This window comes from Kitasatospora sp. NPDC004289, assembly GCF_053602875.1.
Map to the genome: position 1 here is coordinate 38,205 of NZ_JBSGEL010000034.1, position 18,896 is coordinate 57,100.

Below are 18,896 nucleotides of genomic sequence, written 5' to 3' on the forward strand. Positions count from 1 at the left end.
CCACCCGGTCGGAAGCGGTCGTCGGAAGCGGCGGTCGGGGCCCGTTCACGACAGGGCCGACTGCACCGCCGCCGCCACCTCCCGCGCCCGCTCGACCGTCAGCGGACCGCCCGCCGGGTCGGTCAGGTAGAAGGCGTCCACCGCCTCCGCCCCCAGGGTGGAGACGTGCGCGGTGCGGACCCGGGCGCCCGCCCCGTCCAGCGCCCGGCCGATCCGGTGCAGCAGCCCGGGGGCGTCGTGCGCACGCACCTCCAGCACCGTCGCGGTGCTGGACGCCCCGCCCGGCGCGACGGTGACGACCGGCGGCGGAGTGGTGATCCCCCGGCGGCGCGGGGCGGCGGCGTCGCGCTCCGCCAGCTTCCTGGTGACGTCCAGCGAGCCGTCCAGTGCGCGCCGCAGGTCGGCCCGCAGCCGGGCCGCCTCCGGGAGTTCGCCGTACTCGGCCGCCACCGTCCAGCCGAGCAGCAGCACCGGCCCGGCTCCCGCCGGGTCCAGCTCGCGCAGCCCGGCCGAACGGACCGTCAAGCGGTGCAGCGCCAGCACCCCGGCCACCGTGCCGAGCAGGCCGGGCCGGTCCGGCAGGGCCAGCGTGAGCTCGACCCCCATCGGTTCGGTTCCCAGCGGCTCGGAGGTGCCGCTCCCCAGGCCCGTCCCGGCGACACCGGCGACACCCGCGCCGCCGCCCCCCAGGCCCGTCCCGGTGTTCAGTGTGTGGGCCAGCAGGGTGAGCGCGGGCTCGCCCGTGCGGGCCGCCTCGACCGCGAGGCGCTCCTGCTCGGCGGTCGGCCCCGAGGCCCAGCCGAGCTCCGCGAGCGGCTCCTGAGCCCCCGTCAGCCGCGCGGCGGCCCGCCCGGCCAGCCCGGACACCAGCGAGGCCCGCCAGCTGCTCCAGGCGGCCGGCCCGGTGGCGGTGGCGTCCGCCTCGGTGAGCGCGTGCAGCAGCTCCAGGTGGGAGAGGGTGCCGGTCACCTCCGTGATCAGCTCCACGGTGGCCGGGTCGTCCGGGTCCCGCCGGGTGGCGGTGTCGACCAGGGTCAGGTGGTGCCGGACCAGCAGCGCGAGGGTCTCCACGTCGGCCTTGTCGAAGCCCATCCGGGCGGCCACGTCCCGGACGATCACCTCGCCCGCCTCGGAGTGGTCGCCGGGCCAGCCCTTGCCGATGTCGTGCAGCAGCGCGGCGACCAGCAGCAGGTCGGGCCGGGCCACCCGGCGGGTCATCGCGGCGGCCCGCACCGCGGTCTCGATCAGGTGCCGGTCCACCGTCCAGACGTGCACCGCGTTGCGCTGCGGGCGGCAGCGCACCCGCTCCCAGTCCGGCAGCAGACGGGTGATCAGGCCCTCGGCCTCGTACGCCTCCCAGACCGGCACGGCCGCCTCGCCCGCGCCGAGCAGGGTGACCAGCTGGGCCCGGGCCTCGTCCGGCCAGGGCACCGGGAGCGGGGCGGCCTCGGCGGCGAGGCGCCGGACGGTGGCGTAGGAGACGGTCAGCCCGGCCTGGGCGGCCGCGGCGGCGGCGCGCAGCGGCAGCACCGGGTCCTGGCCGGGCCGGGCGGACTGGGCGAGCACCGCCTCGCCGTCCTGCTCGACCACGCCCTCCGCCAGCGGCGTCCGCTCGACCGCGCCGCGGGCCACCGCGCTGTTCGCCCGGCCGACCTGGCCCCGGGCCGCCGCCCCGCTGCCCCGCCCGGCGCCGCCGAAGGTGAACAGCCGGCTGCGGCGGACCCGGGCGCCCCCGCTCCGTTCGGCCAGGACCCGTTCGACGGAGCGCCAGGTGACGTCCGCCGCGTAGGAGATGGTGCGGGCCGCCTCGTAGACCTGGCGCAGCAGGGTGTCCGCGTCCAGCACGCCGAGCCTGGCGGCGACTTGGTCCTGCTCCTGGAGGGCGAGCCGCTCGGTGGCCCGGCCGGTGGTCAGGTGGAGGGCGTCGCGGACGTCGGCGAGCCGCTCGGCGGCGGCCTCCAGCCCGTCCCGCGGGGCGTCGGCCAGCCAGCTGGCGGCGATCGCGTTGAGCGCCACCACGTCCCGCAGGCCGCCCCGGGCCTCCTTCAGGTCGGGCTCCAGCAGGAAGGCCAACTCGCCGTGGCGCTCGGCCCGTTCGAGGCAGGAGGCGCGCAGTTCGGGCAGCCGTTTGGGGGCGCTCGCCCGCCAGTCGGACAGGACGGCGGAGCGCAGGTCGGCGGTCAGCTCGGGGTCCCCGGCCAGATGGCGGGCGTCCAGCAGGCCGAGTTGGGCCTTGAGGTCGTCGGCGGCCACCGCGCGGGCCTCGGCGGGGGTGCGGACGGCGTGGTCGAGGGCGGCGCCGCCGTCCCAGACGGGGTACCAGATCCGTTCGGGCAGGGCCGGGTCGAGCGGGCCGCGGTGGAGCAGCAGCACGTCCAGGTCGCTGCGCGGGGAGAGTTCGCCGCGGCCGTAGCCGCCGACGGCCACCAGGGCGGAGCCGGAGGGCGCGCCGGCCGCGGCGTAGAGGCCGGCCAGCCAGTCGTCGGCGAGCCGGGCCAGTGCCTTGCGGCGGACGGCGCCGGTCAGGCCCGGTTCGTCGAGCAGCCGGGCGCGGGCGGCCGCGTGGTCGGAGGGCTGGTCGGTGGTGGTCACGTCGGTTCCCCGTCCGTCGGTGCCCGCCGCGGCTGTCCTGCCGCGGCGGGCTGCTGCTGGCTCGGCCGGACCCGCCCGGGTCCGGATACGCGTCCGGCGGACCGGCGACCACGGGGGGTCACCGGCCCGCCTGGGACCGTCGGTTGCTGCTCTCGGTTGCCACTCTCGACCGCCGCCGTCGACCACTGCCCTCGACCGCCGCTCTCGACCGCTGCCCTCGAGCGCCGCTCACCGCTCTCGAATGATGCCGGTCGTTCCGGTCCCGCTAGATCGCGTCGGGGCCGCGTTCGCCGGTCCGCACCCGGACGGCGGTGTCGACCGGGATGCTCCAGACCTTGCCGTCACCGATCTTGCCGGTGCGGGCGGCCTTCACCACGACCTCCACCACGTCGTCGGCCATGTCGTCCTCGACCAGGACCTCGATCCGGACCTTGGGCACCAGGTCGACGGTGTACTCGGCGCCCCGGTAGACCTCGGTGTGGCCCCGCTGGCGGCCGTACCCACTGGCCTCGGTGACGGTCAGTCCGTGCACCCCGAAGGCCTGCAGGGCGTTCTTGACCTCGTCCAGACGGTGCGGCTTGATGACTGCAGTGATGAGCTTCATCAGGCGTCGACCTCGGCCTTCTTCGGAGCGGTGGTGACGGTGGAGGCGGAGGTGGAGGCGCGGCCCAGGCTGGCGCCGACGGCGCTGAAGTCGTAGGCGGACTCGGCGTGTTCGGCCTGGTCGATGCCGGCCACCTCGACGTCCTCGGAGACCCGGAAGCCGATGGTCTTGTCGATCGCCTTGCCGAGCAGCCAGGAGAGCACGAAGGAGTAGAGGCCGACCACGACCACGCCCATCGCCTGCTTGCCGAGCTGGCCGACGCCGCCGCCGTAGAACAGGCCCTGCGCGGTCTGGCCGACGTGGCCGGTGGCGAAGAGGCCGATCAGCAGCGAGCCGATGACGCCGCCGACCAGGTGGACGCCGACCACGTCGAGCGAGTCGTCGAAGCCCCAGCGGTACTTGAGGCTGATCGCGGCGGCGCAGGCCACACCGGCGATGAGACCGATGGCCACCGCGCCGAGCGGGCTGACGGAGCCGCAGGCGGGGGTGATGGCGACCAGGCCGGCCACCGCGCCGGAGGCGGCGCCGAGCGTGGTGAAGGCGCCGTGGCGGATCTTCTCGTAGGCCAGCCAGCCGAGCACCGCGGCGGCGGTGGCCACCTGGGTGTTGACGAAGGCCATCCCGGCGACGCCGTTGGCGGCCAGCGCCGAGCCGGCGTTGAAGCCGAACCAGCCGAACCAGAGCAGCCCGGAGCCGAGCATCACCAGCGGCAGGCTGTGCGGGCGCATCGGGTCCTTCTTGAAGCCGATCCGCTTGCCGAGCACCAGGCAGAGCGCGAGGCCCGCCGCACCGGCGTTGATGTGGACGGCGGTGCCGCCGGCGAAGTCGATCACGCCGTTGCGGTCACCGAGCCAGCCGCCGTTGCCGCCGTCGAAGAAGAACACCCAGTGCGCGACCGGGAAGTAGACCACCGAGACCCAGAGGGCCACGAAGAGGCCCCAGGCGGCGAACTTGGCGCGGTCCGCGATGGCGCCGCTGATCAGCGCCGGGGTGATGATCGCGAACATCAGCTGGAAGGCGGAGAACGCGGTGACCGGGATGGTGCCGGTGAGGTCGTTCAGGCCGATGCCGCGCATGCCCAGGTAGTCGAGGTTGCCGATGAGACCGGCGCCCGCGTCCGGGCCGAAGGCCAGCGAGTAGCCGTAGAGGACCCACAGCACGCTGACGATCGCGAGCGATACGAAGCTCATGACCAGCATGTTGAGGGTGCTCTTGACCCTGACCATGCCTCCGTAGAAGAAGGCCAGGCCCGGGGTCATCACCATGACCAGGGCCGCACAGATGAATACGAAGGCGGTGTCGCCAGCGCTGAAGCCGTCCGGCATCGGCGTCTCCTCGTGGGTGCAAGAGCCGCTCCACACCCGGGATCCCTGTCCCGTGCCACCCGGGGTGTCGGCGTTGAGGAGGAGAGTGCCGAAGGCGGATTTCGGCCAGTGCGGCTCGGTGTTTCGCCGCCGTGACGAGCGCCACGGCGGCGTTACGAGGAGGTGAACGACTGCTGCGGACGGGCGACACCCGACCGTGAGGCCCGCAGGCCACCGACATCCCGGGACCGCAAACCACGGACTTCCCGGAGCCACGGCGTCCCGGGCCACGCACAACGGGCGCCCCGGCCGCCGCCGGGCCTCAGGTGCTCTGGACGAACTCCGGGATGTTCTCCACCACCCGGTCGGAGAGCTGGGCGACGGCGTCCAGGTCGCCGTAGTTCTGCAGCGCGTTGGCGGTGGTCTTGCGGATGCGGGTGTTCAGCCGCTCGGAGCGGACCTTGGTGGCGATGGCCACCGCCTCCTCCGCCACCGCGACGGCCTGCCGGGGCTCGTTCTGCAGCAGGTGCACGCTGGCCATGCCGATCAGGTTGAAGGCGTAGCTGCGCACGTGGTCCTTGTCCTGCCGGAACAGGTCCACCGCGCGCTGCATCACCGGCTCGGCCATCGAGGCGTAGAGCGGGCTGCGGTTGGCGTGGTACGCCAGGTCGCGGTAGGAGTGCGAGTTCTCGCCATTGAGCTCGGCCTCGGTGAAGAACTTCAGCCAGCCCGGCGAGTTGTCGTCGAACCGGGTGTCGCTGAAGGTGTCCTCGGCCATCCGCACGGCACGGGCGCAGCGGTTCACCTCGCCGATGGTGGCGTAGGCCCGGGCCTCCATGGCGAACAGCAGCGACTGCTGACGCGGGCTGGCGGTGTCCCGGCTGCCGTACTGCGCGAGGTGGATCAGCTCCAGGGCGTCCTCGCCCCGGTTGAGGTGGATCATCTGGCGGCTCATGTCGGTGAGGATCTGCGCGCCGAACGGCCGGTCCCCCGCCTCCTTGGCCGCGTGCAGGGCCAGCACGTAGTACTTCTGCGCGCTGGGGTGCATGCCGACGTCGTACGACATCCAGCCCGCCAGGTGGGCGAGTTCGGCGGTGAGCCGGAACAGCCGCTTGGTGGTCTGCTCGGGGTAGGTCTCCTGGAGCAGGTCGGTGACCTCGTGGAGTTGGCCGACCACCGCCTTGCGGCGCAGGCCGCCGCCGTTCTGCGCGTCCCACTGACGGAACATCACCGTGGTCTGCTCCAGCAGTTGGAGCTCCGGCTCGGAGAGGCGGCCGGTGAACTGCTCCCCGCCGTTGGCGGCGGCCAGGATCGGGGTGGGGGCGCCCGCCGGGTTGGGAGCGAGCCAGCGCTGCATCGGCTCGATTAGGGCGGTGCCGGCCGTCAGGGCGAGCGAAGTGCCGAGGAAGCCACGGCGGTTGAGCATCAGGTCGCTGCGGGAGTACTCGCTGATCAGCTGGACCGTCTGCGGCGCGCTCCAGGGCAGGTCGACCCCGCTGTCCACAGTGGAGACCGGAACGGCGGTGCGCAGGCCGAGGTCCTCGATGGAGACCACCGAGCCGAAGCGCTCCGAGAAGAGCTGCGACATGATCTTCGGGATCGGCTCGCGGGGCTGCTCGCCGTCCAGCCAGCGGCGCACCCGGGAGGTGTCGGTGGAGACGTGGTGGGCGCCGATCTGCCGGGCCCGGCGGTTGACCTGCCGCGCCAACTCCCCCTTGGACCAGCCGCTGCGGCCGAACCAGGAGGTCAGCTTCTCGTTCGGTTGCTTCTCTGCCATGGGTAAGCGCCCCATCCCGCCCGGCCCCTCGGGGCCCCCGATCGTCTTCGCACTCCCCCGCCCAGCGTGAGCGGCCCGATGCGTTCCGTGTGCTGAACGTAACGCGACAAGTCCCGCCCCGGGGAGCGCGCCCGGATAATCGCCACCATTCGCCACCCCTAGGAGTGAACTACGCGACGGCCCGGGGCGCTTCACTGGTAGCCGGCACCATGCCCGCCCAACTCGCCGTGCCGCCAGGGATCTTGACGACCCGGCAGCCGCCGGACCAGGAAGGGGAGTCCCGTGCAGCTCCGACGATCCGGCATCCGCAGCGGGTGCGCAAGCGGCCTGCTCGCCCGGCACCCACGAATCGGAGCACTCCGCCTGCTGCGCGCCGCCGACGCACGACCCGCTTCACGTCGCACAATCGACGCACCGGCACGGCCGGCCGACCGTCACGGCGTCACGCCCGGCGGCCCGTCCGGAGGTCCGTCCGGAAGTCCGTCCGGAAGTCCGTCCGGCGACGCGCCCCGTAACCACCGGCATTCCGAACCTGTTGGGGGAGGCATGGAAACCCTCTTCGGCGAACTCCGCTTCGGCACCCGCCGCCGGGCCCGCGGCACCGCGTACGAGGCCGCCGCTGAGTACACCGGGCGCTGGGGCTGGGCGGTGGCGGTCTCCACCGGCTCCGCCACCCCCGCCGACGGCCGCTGCGACTGCGGCACCGTCCACTGCGCCGCGCCCGGCCTGCACCTCGGGCTCGGCCCCGCCGTCGACCCGGCCTCCGGCACCGGCACCGCCGGGCTGGACGCGCTCCGGGACGGCTCGTCCTCCCCCGCCGCACTGCTGCTGCCCGCCGGCCGCTCCTTCGACGTCCTCGACGTCCCCGCGCAGCCGGGTCTCCAGGCCCTGGTCCGGCTGGAGCGGATGGGCACCCAGGTCGGCCCCGTGCTCGGCCTGCCGACCGGACGGCTGCTCTTCTTCGTCGCCCCCGGTGCCGCCCAGCGCCTCCCCGACCTGCTCTACCGGATGGGCTGGGACGACACCACCCTCGACCTGGCCTGCCACGGCGAGGGCTCCTACGTCGCCGCCCCGCCCACCGTCCTCGGCCCCCTCGGCCCGGCCCGCTGGCTCCGCCGCCCCTCCCGCGACTCCGCCGCCTGCCCCCCGGAGGCCCGCCTCCTCCTCGGCACCATCGCCTACGCCTGCCACCGCACCCGCGAACGCACACCGGTCACCGCGTAGCGCAGGTGGCGACGCCGGGGGCGCGAGGCTCTGCCGATCTGCGGCTCCGCCGCGCGGGCGCGCACCCCCAGCCCCCCGTCCGGCAAGGCACACGCCCAGGGGCACGAGGCTCTGCCGATCTGCGGCTCCGCCGCGCGGGCGCGCACCCCCAGCCCCCCGTCCGGCAGGGCACACGCCCAGGGGCGCGAGGAACTGCGCGCGGCGGAAGGCCACTCACCTGCAACTGAGGCTCCATCAGCCGGTTGCACGTGCTGCCGTTCCCCTGCGCGCAGTTCCCCGCGCCCCTGGTGTGACCACTCCCGCGGAAGAACCCGCGTCAGTCGCCGATCAGCGCGTCCACGAAGGCGCCCGGCTCGAACGGGGCGAGGTCGTCCGCGCCCTCGCCGAGCCCGATCAGCTTGACCGGCACGCCGAGTTCCCGCTGCACCGAGATGACGATGCCGCCCTTCGCGGTGCCGTCCAGCTTGGTGAGCACGATGCCCGTGATGTCGACCACCTCGGCGAACACCCGCGCCTGGACCAGCCCGTTCTGCCCGGTGGTGGCGTCCAGCACCAGCAGGACCTCGTCCACCGGCCCGTGCTTCTCCACGACCCGCTTGACCTTGCCGAGCTCGTCCATCAGCCCGGTCTTGGTGTGCAGCCGGCCCGCGGTGTCGATGAGCACGGTGTCCGCGCCCTCCGCGATGCCCTCCTTGACCGCGTCGAAGGCGACGGACGCCGGGTCCCCGCCCTCGGGCCCGCGGACGGTGGCCGCGCCGACCCGCTCGCCCCAGGTCTGCAGCTGGTCCGCGGCGGCGGCCCGGAAGGTGTCGGCCGCGCCGAGCACGACCTTGCGCCCGTCCGCGACCAGCACCCGGCCGAGCTTGCCGGAGGTGGTGGTCTTGCCGACGCCGTTGACGCCGACGACCAGCACGACGGCCGGCCGGCCGTCCTCGTGCTTGGCGGTCTTCAGCTGACGGTCGGTGTCGGCCCCGATCAGGGCGACCAGCTCCTCGCGGAGCAGGCCGCGAAGCTGCTCGGGGCTGCGGGTGCCGAGCACCTTGACCCGGGTGCGGAGGTTGTCGACCAGTTCCTGGGTGGGCTTCACGCCGACGTCGGCGGTGAGCAGGGTCTCCTCGATCTCCTCCCAGGTGTCCTCGTCGAGGCGGTCCCGGGAGAGCAGGGTGAGCAGGCCCTTGCCGAGCGAGTTCTGCGAGCGGGAGAGCCGGCCGCGCAGGCGGACCAGGCGGCCCGCGGTCGGTTCGGGGACCTCCAGCTCGGGGGCGGCCAGGGCCTCGTCGGGGGCCTCGATCTCCTCGGGGAGCGTCACCTCCTCGACCGTGCGGACCGGCTCCGGCGCCGATGCGGCGGACTCCTCGCCGACCTGCGGCTCGCGCGGGGGCGTGATGACGGGTGCCTCGGCCTGGGGAGGCAGCTGCTTACGTCGTCTGCCGCTGACGACGAGGCCCGCGACGGCGCCGACGGCGACGACCGCGATGACTACGGCAAGAATCAGATATTCCATGGCGTCACCCAGTATCCGCGACGCCCCCGCCCCGGTGAACGAGGACATACGCCTCTTATGCCATGAGCCGGGCAGAACATACCTTTGTGTCCCATGACCGAGAACCACCAGGCCGTGGAGACCCGCGGCATCGAACCGGTGCCCGACCACGAGCGCCAGGGCCGCGTCCGCGAGCTGTTCCACACCTGGTTCGCCGCCAACATCAGCGTGCTGCTGCTCACCATGGGCGCCGGCCTGATCGTCTTCAACGGCCTGAACCTCTGGCAGGTCCTGCTGGTCGCCGTCTCGGCCGCCGTCCTCGCGTACGGGATCGTCGGCCTGCTGACCGTCTCCGGGAAGTGGGGCGGCTCCCCCGCCATGACGCTCTCCCGGGCGGTCTTCGGCGTCCGGGGGAACCTGGTGCCGGGCGCGGTGACCTGGGTGGCCCGGTTCGGCTGGGAGACGGTGAACGCCGTCACCGGCGCCTACGCGCTGCTCTCCGTCCTCGACCTGCTCTTCGGGATCCGGAGCAGCACGCCCCTCGTCGTCGTCACCCTCCTCCTGTTCGTCGGCACCACCTTCCTGGTCTCCGGCCTCGGCCGGAACGCGCTGCTCTGGTGCAACCGCTGGTCGGCCTACCTGTTCGGGATCTTCTCGGTCCTGGTGCTCGGCTACCTGGTCGCCACCGTCGAGTGGTCCGAGGTCTTCGCCCGCCCGGCCGGCACCACCGCGATGGTGGTCGCCGGCATCGGCACCATCGCGGCCGGCGGTCTCAGCTGGGCCCCGTCCGGCGCCGACTTCGCCCGCTACCTGCCGCGCGGGGCGAGCAGCAGGGGCATCGTGGGCACCGCGGTCGGCGGCGCCGGGATCGTGGTGGTCCCGATGGTGCTGATGGGCGCGGTGATGGCGGTCGGCACCCCGGACCTGGCCTCCGCCTCCGACCCGGTGGCCTTCATCGGCGAGCTGCTGCCGACCTGGCTGGCCGTGCCGTACCTGCTGATCGCGCTGATCGGCATGGTGCTGATCAACAGCCTCTCGATGTACTCGGCCGGCTTCACCGCCCAGACCATGGGCGTGCGGCTGCCGCGCGCCTGGGCGGTCTCCATCAACGCGGTGATCAGCCTGGTCGGCGGTCTGCTGCTGATGCTGGTGGCGAAGAGCTTCTACGGCTCCTTCATCACCTTCCTGACCATCCTGGCCGTCTCCTTCTCGGCCTGGATCGGCGTCTACGGCGTCGACATGGTGCGCCGTCACCGCCAGGGCCGGACCCGCTACGACGACGCCGCCCTGCTCGACACCACCGCGCGCTCCGCCTACTGGTTCAGGGGCGGCTTCTGCTGGCAGGCACTCACCGCCTGGCTGCTGGCGATCGGCACCGGCCTGATGTTCACCCGGGCGGCCCTCAGCCCGGACGACGTCTGGTTCGCCGGCCCCTGGTCGAGCAGCTGGATCGGCACCAACGGCCTGGCCTGGGTGGTCACCATCCTGGTCGGCGCGGCGGTCTACGCCCTGCTCCCGCAGGCCCGCACCACCGCCGTGGAGACCGAGCCGGAGAGCGGCGAACGGAGCGAGCTGCTCACCCGCTGACCGACGGCTCCTGCCGGGGCACCGCGCGCGGCCTCCGCGCGCGGTGCTCCTCGCGCAGCCGTTGGCTGATCACCTGGGAGATCCCGTCGCCCTTCATGGTGACGCCGTACAGCGCGTCGGCCGACTCCATGGTGAGCTTCTGATGGGTGATCACGATCAGCTGGGAGCTCTCCCGCAGCTCCTCCATGATGGCGATCAGCCGGCGCAGGTTGGTCTCGTCCAGCGCCGCCTCCACCTCGTCCATCACGTAGAACGGGCTGGGCCGGGCCTTGAAGATGGAGACCAGCAGGGCCACCGCCGTGAGCGAGCGCTCCCCGCCCGACAGCAGGGAGAGCCGCTTCACCTTCTTCCCCGGCGGCCGGGCCTCCACCTCGACGCCGGTGGTGAGCATGTTCTCCGGGTCGGTCAGCACCAACCGCCCCTCCCCGCCCGGGAAGAGGCGGGAGAACACGCCCTCGAACTGCGCCGCGGTGTCGTGGTAGGCCGAGGTGAACAGCTGCTCCACCCGGGCGTCCACGTCCCGGACGATGTCCATCAGGTCCTTGCGGCTGCGCTTGAGGTCGTCCAGCTGCTCGCCGAGGAACTGGTGGCGCTCCTCCAGCGCCGCGAACTCCTCCAGCGCCAGCGGGTTCACCTTCCCCAACTGCTGGTACGCCCGCTCGGCGGCCCGCAGCCGCTTCTCCTGCTCGGCCCGGACGTACGGGCGGGGCTCGCCGGGCTCCTGGCCCTCCTCCGGCAGCGCGGGCGGGACGGGCTGCTCCGGCCCGTAGGAGGCGAGCAGCTCGCCGCCCTCGATGCCGAACTCCTCCAGCGCCTTGGCCTCCAACTGCTCGATCCGCAGCCGCTTCTCGGCCCGCAGCACCTCGTCCCGGTGCCCGGCGTCCACCAACTTGTCCAGCTCGCCCTTGAGTTCGCGCCCCAGCTCCCGCCCGGCGCGCAGCTCGGCCTCCCGTTCGGCGCGCTGCTGCTCGACCTCGGCGCGCTCCGCCTCGGCCCGGGCCAGCGTGAGCTCCAGCCGGGCCAGCAGCTGCCGGGCTCCGGCGGCCACCGCGCCGGCCACACCGGCCTCGTGGCGGGCCCGCTCGCGCCGTTCGGCGGCCCGGGCGCGGGCCTCGCGCTCGGCCCGGGCCGAGCGGTCCAGCTGGTCGGCCCGGCCGTTCAGGCCGCGCACCCGCTCCTCGTGGGTGCGCACCGAGAGCCGGGCCTCCAGCTCGCCCTGCCGGGCCTCGGCCGCGCCGGCCGCCAGCTCGTCGCGGCGCGCCGGATCCGGCTCGTCCTCTCCCGCTTCCGCCAACTCCTCGGCCACCGCGAGCCGTTCGGCCAGCTCTTCGGCGGCGGCCAGCGCCTGCGCCACGCCCTCCTCGGCCCGGGTGACGGAGGCGGCCAGCCGCTCGGCCTCCCCGGCGGCCGCCCTGGCCTGCCCGCCGAGCCGACCGAGCGCCCCGGCGACGGCGGCCCGCTCCTTCTCGGCCATCCGTCGACGGGCCGTCAACTCCTCGATCTCCGCCGTGAGTTCGCGACGCAGTTCGGTGGCATCGGCGAGCGCCCGGGCCGACTCCTCGCAGCGCACGTCGAGTTCGGCGATCCGCGCGGCCGCCTCGTCCACCGCGGCCCGGGTCTCCAGCAGGCTCGGCGCACCGGCCGCCCCGCCCTGCGCGAGGCCCGCGCCGAGCAGGTCGCCGTCCCGGGTCACCGCGGTCAGTCCCGGCTCCCGCACCACCAGCCGGACGGCCTCGTCCAGGCCGTCCACCACCACCGTCCGCTCCAGCAGCCGGGCCACCGCCGGCCGGAGCTCGGCCGGCCCGTCCACCAGCCCGGCCGCCCACCGGAGCCCGTCGGCCGCCGGCTCCCGCACCGCGGGCGCCCCGCCGACCAGCAGCGCCGCCCGCCCCGCGTCCCGCTCCCGCAGCAGCCGCAGCGCGGCCGCCGCCGTCTCCACCCCGTCGACCGCGACCGCCTCGGCCGCCGCCCCGAGCGCGGCGGCGACGGCCGTCTCGTACCCAGGCTCGACGGTCAGCAGCGAGGCGGCCGGCCCGAGCACCCCGGCCAACGCCCCGTCCACCAGCAGCGCACCGCTGCCGTCCTTGCGCCGCAGGCCCAGCGAGAGCGCCTCGTGACGCGCCGTCAGCCCGGCCCGCTCCTTCTCGACGGCGGCCAGCCCCTCCCGGGCTGCACCGACGGCGGCCGCGGCCGCGGCGGCCCGCTCCTTCGCCTCCCGGTGCGCGGCCTCGGCCTCCTCGTCCCCGCCGTCCGCGCCGCCGACCTCGGCCTCCAGGGCGGCGTACTCCTGCTGCGCGGCCTCGGCCCGCTCGACCGCACCGTCCCTGGCCTCGGCCTGGCGGGCCAGTTCGGCCTCGGCCCCGGCCGCCTTGGAACGGGCGGCGGCCGCCTGCCCCTGGAGCCGGGCCAGGCCCTCCCTGCGGTCCGCGATGGCCCGCGCGGCGCTCTTCAACCGGACGTCCTCGGCGGCGAGTTCACGCTCCAGCTCGGCCCTGCGCTCGACCGTCTCGGCCAGCGCGTACCGCGCCTCCTCCAGCGCCTCGGCGAGCGCGGCCTCCTCCTCGCGGACCCGGGCGGCCTCCCGCTCCAGCTCCTCCGGATCGCGCCCGCGCCGCTCCTCGCCCTGTCCGGCGGTGAGCGCGTGCCGCACCCGGGCCTCGGCCAGGCCGATGGTGCCCCTGGTCCGCTCGCCGAGCGCGGAGAGCCGGTACCAGGTCTGCCGGGCCTCCTCCAGCCGGGGCCCGAGCTGCTGCACCTGGGCCTCCAGTACGGCCTCCCGCTGCTGGGCCCGGTCCAGCTCCTGCTCCACGGTGGAGCGGCGCAGCCGCAGCGCCAGCTCGTCGGCGATCTCGGCCTCCACCGCCCGACGGAGCGTCAGCAGGTCGTCGGCGAGCAGGCGCAGCCGGGCGTCGCGCAGTTCGGCCTGGATCCCGGCCGCCCGCCGGGCGATCTTCGCCTGCCGCCCGAGCGGCCCGAGCTGGCGGCGCAGTTCGGCGACCAGGTCCTGCACCCGGTTGAGGTTGGCGGCCATCGCGTCGAGCTTGCGCAGCGCCTTCTCCTTGCGCTTGCGGTGCTTGAGCACCCCGGCGGCCTCCTCAATGAAGGCCCGGCGGCCCATCGGGTCGGCGTGCAGCACGGAGTCCAGCTGGCCCTGCCCGACGATGACGTGCATCTCGCGGCCGATGCCGGAGTCGGAGAGCAGCTCCTGGATGTCGAGCAGCCGGCAGGTCTCGCCGTTGAGGGCGTACTCGCTGCCGCCGTTGCGGAACATCGTGCGGGTGATGGTGACTTCGGAGTAGTCGATGGGCAGCGCGCCGTCGGTGTTGTCGATGGTGAGGCTGACCTCGGCGCGGCCGAGCGGCTGGCGGCCGCTGGTGCCGGCGAAGATGACGTCCTCCATCTTTCCGCCGCGCAGCGACTTGGCGCCCTGCTCCCCCATGACCCAGCTGAGGGCGTCCACGACGTTGGACTTGCCGGAGCCGTTGGGGCCGACCACGCAGGTGATGCCGGGTTCGAAGCGGAGGGTGGTGGCGGAGGCGAAGGACTTGAACCCGCGCAGCGTCAGACTCTTCAGGTGCACGCGCCCGTTCTCCTCACCTCGGCGGCCGTCCGGTGTTCACCTCCCGGATGGCCGACTGTATCCGGCCACCCTCACGGGGGCCGGACAGGCGGTGGTTTGACCACGCCGGAGCTGGGCAATGTGATCGGCAAAAGGTGACGGGAACGACGAAGGGACGCCGTCTTCGGCGTCCCTCTTGTAGCTGCGACCCCATCGGGGATCTCGTGCGCAGCAGCGTCGAACTCTGGCGATCGGGTCAGGATCAGGTGAGCGCGGGCTCCCGCTGGTCCAGCTCGATGCTGCTGAGCAGCGAGTGCTCGTCAACGACAGCGGTGAGTGCGTCGTTCTCGGCCTGCATCCGGTTGAGCTCGGACTCCAGGTCCTGGACGCGCTGCTGAAGCCGTCGCACCTCGGTGAGCATTCGCGGGTCGGGGCCGCCGACGTACCCGAGAAGCGCCTTTGCCATGATGAATGGTCCTCCACGCTGAGTGACCGAACCGTTTCGGTACAGGTCTTGGGGGAAGGGGTGTCACGCACCCGTCCGCGGGCCGGTAGTGCTGGCTGGGCACTACGGGAGAGCCGTGTGAGCTGGACTCACGACGACATGACCCTGCCGGGAGAACGCATATTGGTGCGCGGGCTTTCAGCGTCTCACCAAAGACGGTACGGGTCAACACGATCACCGCACGCTACCGCCACCCTGTCACCTGCACGCGGGAGTGGACACGCGGTGCGGCCGGGCGGGCGACCCATCGTGTGTCAGATGGATCACTGCTCGCTGCGGAGTCAACCACGAGTCTGCCCAGAAGGCAACCGCCCGACACCGGCATTCGCACCACGGTGTCACCTCAGTGTCACGCCGGTCTCGTCCGTGCACACCCCGGCGCCCCTGCCGCCCGCCGGGCGGCGCCCGCGGTCACCGGAGTTCGAAGCCCTCGTAGCACCCGGCGGTGCCTCCCCATATCTCGGTGACCCCGCTCACCCGGCCCGGCGTGCCGGGGCCGCGCAGCGCGTGCAGGAGGCGCTCGCAGTCGTGCCGCGCGCCCTGGGCGACCACCTGGACCCGGCCGTCGCCGAGGTTGCTGGTGTAGCCGGTGAGGCCGCCGATCTCCAGCGCCCGGGCCCTGGTCCACCAGCGGAAGCCGACCTCCTGGACCTTGCCGCGCACCCAGGCGGTGCAGCGGACGGACTCGTCGCTGTGCATGGCCACGACCCTAGGCCATGCACAGCGACCGGAACGTCAGCGGATCAGCGCCACCAGGGCGCGGGCCTCGTCCGAGGACTGCGAGAGCGCGGCCAGCGAGCCGTCCGCGAAGTGCAGGTCGACCCGGTCGGCGACGGCGCCGGTGCGGTCCTCGACCCGGCGGACCCGGCCGTAGGGCAGCTCGCCGAGCGGCTTGAGGCCGAGCCCGACCAGGTGGTCGGCGAGCAGCATCCGGCGGTCGGTGAAGGCCACCACCGCGCGGTTGTTGTCCATCGACGCGGCGCCCTCGTAGCCGTGCCGCACCGCGATCACGAACTGGCCGGCCTGGCTGCCCCAGCCACCCTGCAGGCCCGCGCCGCGGGTGATCCGGCGGATCACCCGGGAGATCCCGAAGATCCCCTCCAGCAGCAGCTCCGCGACCACCGCCACCGGCTCGAACAGCGCGCCGAGCACGGCCCCCACTCCCTGCGTCGCCGCGCCCGGCCGGTACTTGCGCGGGACGCGGCGGATCAGGTCGCTGAGGGTGAGCTCGGCCACCGCGTGGATCTGCTCGCCCGGCTGGAGGTGCGGCGCGAACAGCGGGCGGAAGGACTCGCCGCCCAGCGGGCGCGGCTCGACGTACTGACTCATCCGAAGGCCTCCTCGACCCGGGTCTGCGGCACCCGGTAGGGCTTCGCGTGCTCGCCGCCGTCCAGCGCGCCGGTGGCCGCGTCGATCGCGGCGTCGTCCTTGGCGGTGTCGGTGAGGACTCCGCCGAAGTCGCCCGCACCGATGCCGAGCCCGACGCCGGTGGCGATGCCGCCCTTCACCGCGCCGAAGCCGACCTTCACCGCCTGGGCGGTGGCGAACTCCCCGAGGGTACCGATGTTCGGGTTGGTGATCAGGTCCCTGGCGGTGCCGAAGCGGTTGCCGACGCCGCCGATCTTCCGGACCGCCTTGGCCGCCTTGAGGCCCTCGCGGATGTTCTTGAAGGACTTCCCGGCGGTCTGGATCTTCCGGACGGCGTCCATCAGCTTGCCCAGGGTGGTGGCCAGCTTGCGGGAGACCGAGGCGATCCGCAGGACGTAGACCGACACCTCCGCCTCGACCACCAGCGCGTTGACCACCGTGGCGGCGCCCAGGGTGATGATGTCGACCAGGATCATCGCGGCCATGGTGGCGATCAGGACCTCGATCGCCTCCCGGATCAGCCCGATCACCAGGTTCTCGGCCAGCTCGCAGGCCTCGGCGGCCTGGCTGATGATCTTGGCGGTCTCGTTCATGTCGGCGGCGGTGGCCTCGACGGCCTCGACCACCTTGCCCATGTGGCCGCCGAAGGCGGCGGAGGCCGCGCCCTCCCACTGGCCGGAGAGGGCCGATCCGCCCGAGCGCAGCTCGTTGGCGACCTCCTGCATCGCCTTCGCCTGGGCCTGCCACTCCTGGGCGGCGTTGGTGAGGGTCTCCAGCTCGCCGGTGACCTCCTCCAGCATGTCCATCAGCCCGAGGAAGTCGAGGGCTCCCTTGACGAACTCGTCCAGCCCGGCGTCCAGGCCCTCGGAGACCGGGTTGGTGAAGCTGGGCAGCGCCTCGAAAGGGGTGCTGACGAAGTCCCGGGTCCACTTGTACGCGGCACCGGCCTCGGCGAAGGAGACGTCCGTTCCGGGGATCACCGGCTGCTCCCGTCCCCGTAGGCCGAGGCGATGGCGGTGTCGTGGCTCTCGTAGTTGTCCGCCGTGTCCTGGAGGCCGCCGGCCGTGTCGGCCAGGATCTCGCCGAGGTCGGCGAGGTTCTGGTGCTCGGCCTCGGCGTGCTCCTGGTAGGCCTCGTACAGGTTCTGTGCGTCCGGCAGCTTGCCGAAGTCGTTCGAGTTCAGCGACACCGAGGCGAGGCGGGACTGGATCTCCGCGATCCGTTCCGCCTGCGCCTCGACGAGTGCCGCGTACTGCCTGAGTGCGCCCGGTTCTACCCGGAAGCCCTGGTCCCCCATGGTGGTGCCCCTTGCTCTCTGCCTAGCTGATCATCGTACTGATAGCCAGACGCAGCCCTGCGGGCAAGGGGTTTCACACCACCCGACTCAGAAGCCCCCGAAGTCCCCTCCCCCACCGAAGTCCCCGCCGCCACCGCCGTCGAACCCGCCGAAGTCGGAGGGGTTGAAGTCGGCTCCGGAGGAGTCGCCGCCCTCCCAGCCCGACCCGGCCGCGCCGCTGTCCGCCCAGGCGGTGGACGGGGTCGCCATCATCGAGCCGAGCGCCGTCCCGACCAGCAGGGCCGGCAGCATCCCGCCGCCGAAGTACCCGCCCGCCCACGGGCTGTAGGCCGGCCCGGCGTTCCAGTACGGCTCGCGGCCGTGCTCGGTCTCCACCGTCCGAACCACCGGCTCCTGACCCGCCGTCAGCCGGGCCGCGTCGGCCGCGCAGACCGGCACCGAGCGGCGGGCCGCACCCGCCGGTGCCCAGTCGGCGTCCTTCACCGAGGGGCCGTGCCGGGGGTCGAAGAAGCACGGCGGACGGCGGTCCGGCAGCGGCTGCTTCTCCCGACGGGCCGTCAGGGTGGCCAGCGCGAACCGGCCGTCGGCCAGCGCCTCGGTCACCGGGCGGACCTGCTCCGGGTGCCCGGCCCGGTCCATCTCCCGCTTGGCCCGGTCGTAGCAGTCCAGCGCGTGCGCGTAGTCCGCCCGCTGGGCGTCGTCCGCGTCCGGGGCGCCCGGGGCGAAGTCCAGCCGGTCCAGCTCCTCGCCGAAGGCCGTGATGTCCTCGTCCACCACCACCCGCAGCTGGGCCAGCTCGGCCCGGGTCTTCTCCGCCTTCTTCCGCTTCGACCGGCGCAGCAGCAGGAAGACCCCGCCGCCGCCCAGCGCCAGCAGCGCCACCGGCACCACGATCGCGGCCACCCCGACCCCGCCGGAGGAGGAGGCCACGCCCTTGCCCTTCGTCTGGGGGAGCGCCTGCCCGACGAAGTCGTCCAGGGTGCCGGCGATGTCACCGGGGTGCGCCCGGAAGGCCGCCCCGGCCATCGAGCCCGCCGCCGCGCCGGAGAGCGCCGCCGGGTCCGAGAAGGCCTTGAACTCCTCGCCCCGCCAGATCGCGTAGACGCCCGTCACCCCGACCCTGGTGCGCAGGTCCCGGGCGAGGGTCTGCGCCGGGTACTGGTCGCCGGCCGGCACCACGGCCACGAACACCGGCTTGTCGGCGGCCTTGATCCGCGCGGTCAGCGCGGCCGCCTGCCCGGCCGAGTACCGCCCCGCCATCGCCGGATCGACGTACACCTGACCCTGTTTCAGCGCCTTCCCCGCCTCCTCGATCCCCCCGGCGGCCACGGCGGGGCCCGCGAGGAGCAGCAGGAGTGCGGCCACCAGCGCGGCGAGCACGGCGACGGCCGGGGAACGGCCCGGGCGGTGGAGCGCGAAGGTCCTCATGCTCCGAACCTACCCCCGGAGGCCGGACATTCCGCCCACCCCGGGGCACCCGGTCTCCCCCGCCGGTCGGGCCGGACCGCACTCCTCCTACCGGTGGACCCCGCCACCCGGCGGGCGGGGCATAGTTAGGACTGATCAAGCACGTCCGCACCATCCACGATCGGAGCA

General features: G+C 73.8%; 14 protein-coding genes. 2 read left to right on the top strand and 12 right to left on the bottom strand.

Annotation, left to right across the window (positions count from 1 at the left end; genetic code table 11):
• Window positions 1-45 precede the first annotated feature (45 nt).
• The 4 genes from ACWEPF_RS23010 to nsdA all read right to left on the bottom strand — a co-directional run bounded on the left by ACWEPF_RS23010 (window position 46) and on the right by nsdA (window position 6,277).
• Window positions 46-2,592, bottom strand: coding sequence for a [protein-PII] uridylyltransferase (locus ACWEPF_RS23010; RefSeq protein ID WP_452173955.1), 2,547 nt, complete (start codon window positions 2,590-2,592; stop codon window positions 46-48).
• Window positions 2,593-2,857: 265 nt separating this feature from the next.
• A complete protein-coding gene (locus ACWEPF_RS23015; protein WP_345285536.1) occupies window positions 2,858-3,196 on the bottom strand; it encodes a P-II family nitrogen regulator in 339 nt (112 codons plus the stop codon).
• Window positions 3,196-4,521, bottom strand: coding sequence for an ammonium transporter (locus ACWEPF_RS23020; RefSeq protein WP_345285534.1), 1,326 nt, complete (start codon window positions 4,519-4,521; stop codon window positions 3,196-3,198). The genes ACWEPF_RS23015 and ACWEPF_RS23020 overlap by 1 nt, the downstream gene beginning before the upstream one ends.
• A 301-nt stretch (window positions 4,522-4,822) precedes the next feature.
• Window positions 4,823-6,277 (bottom strand): transcriptional repressor NsdA, encoded by a 1,455-nt coding sequence (gene nsdA / locus ACWEPF_RS23025; RefSeq protein ID WP_345285532.1) that lies wholly within the window; start codon window positions 6,275-6,277, stop codon window positions 4,823-4,825.
• Between the two features lie 546 nt (window positions 6,278-6,823).
• On the opposite strand from nsdA, the gene ACWEPF_RS23030 reads away from it, so the two are divergent.
• The gene (locus tag ACWEPF_RS23030; protein ID WP_452173956.1) at window positions 6,824-7,501 is read left to right on the top strand and encodes a bifunctional DNA primase/polymerase; all 678 of its coding nucleotides are present in this window, start codon (window positions 6,824-6,826) and stop codon (window positions 7,499-7,501) included.
• A 316-nt stretch (window positions 7,502-7,817) separates the two neighbouring features.
• Here ACWEPF_RS23030 and ftsY read toward each other — a convergent pair whose 3' ends face one another.
• Entirely contained in the window at window positions 7,818-9,005 is a 1,188-nt protein-coding gene (ftsY, locus tag ACWEPF_RS23035; protein ID WP_452173957.1) for a signal recognition particle-docking protein FtsY, read from the bottom strand.
• Between the two features lie 93 nt (window positions 9,006-9,098).
• On the opposite strand from ftsY, the gene ACWEPF_RS23040 reads away from it, so the two are divergent.
• Window positions 9,099-10,571, top strand: coding sequence for a purine-cytosine permease family protein (locus ACWEPF_RS23040; RefSeq protein ID WP_452173958.1), 1,473 nt, complete (start codon window positions 9,099-9,101; stop codon window positions 10,569-10,571).
• Here ACWEPF_RS23040 and smc read toward each other — a convergent pair.
• The 7 genes from smc to ACWEPF_RS23075 all read right to left on the bottom strand — a co-directional run bounded on the left by smc (window position 10,561) and on the right by ACWEPF_RS23075 (window position 18,728).
• Window positions 10,561-14,151 (bottom strand): chromosome segregation protein SMC, encoded by a 3,591-nt coding sequence (gene smc, locus ACWEPF_RS23045; RefSeq protein ID WP_452173959.1) that lies wholly within the window; start codon window positions 14,149-14,151, stop codon window positions 10,561-10,563. The two genes, ACWEPF_RS23040 and smc, sit on opposite strands and share 11 nt — an antisense overlap.
• A 241-nt stretch (window positions 14,152-14,392) precedes the next feature.
• Complete coding sequence (locus ACWEPF_RS23050; protein ID WP_345285524.1) at window positions 14,393-14,596, bottom strand: hypothetical protein; 204 nt, start codon at window positions 14,594-14,596, stop codon at window positions 14,393-14,395.
• Window positions 14,597-15,046: 450 nt separating this feature from the next.
• A complete protein-coding gene (locus ACWEPF_RS23055; RefSeq protein ID WP_345285521.1) occupies window positions 15,047-15,334 on the bottom strand; it encodes an acylphosphatase in 288 nt (95 codons plus the stop codon).
• Between the two features lie 36 nt (window positions 15,335-15,370).
• The gene (locus tag ACWEPF_RS23060; protein WP_452173960.1) at window positions 15,371-15,964 is read right to left on the bottom strand and encodes a hypothetical protein; all 594 of its coding nucleotides are present in this window, start codon (window positions 15,962-15,964) and stop codon (window positions 15,371-15,373) included.
• A complete protein-coding gene (locus tag ACWEPF_RS23065; protein ID WP_452173961.1) occupies window positions 15,961-16,983 on the bottom strand; it encodes a WXG100 family type VII secretion target in 1,023 nt (340 codons plus the stop codon). Before ACWEPF_RS23065 ends, ACWEPF_RS23060 begins: the two co-directional genes overlap by 4 nt.
• Complete coding sequence (locus ACWEPF_RS23070) at window positions 16,980-17,300, bottom strand: WXG100 family type VII secretion target (RefSeq protein WP_345285515.1); 321 nt, start codon at window positions 17,298-17,300, stop codon at window positions 16,980-16,982. Before ACWEPF_RS23070 ends, ACWEPF_RS23065 begins: the two co-directional genes overlap by 4 nt.
• Window positions 17,301-17,387: 87 nt before the next feature.
• Complete coding sequence (locus tag ACWEPF_RS23075) at window positions 17,388-18,728, bottom strand: hypothetical protein (RefSeq protein ID WP_452173962.1); 1,341 nt, start codon at window positions 18,726-18,728, stop codon at window positions 17,388-17,390.
• Window positions 18,729-18,896: the final 168 nt, after the last annotated feature.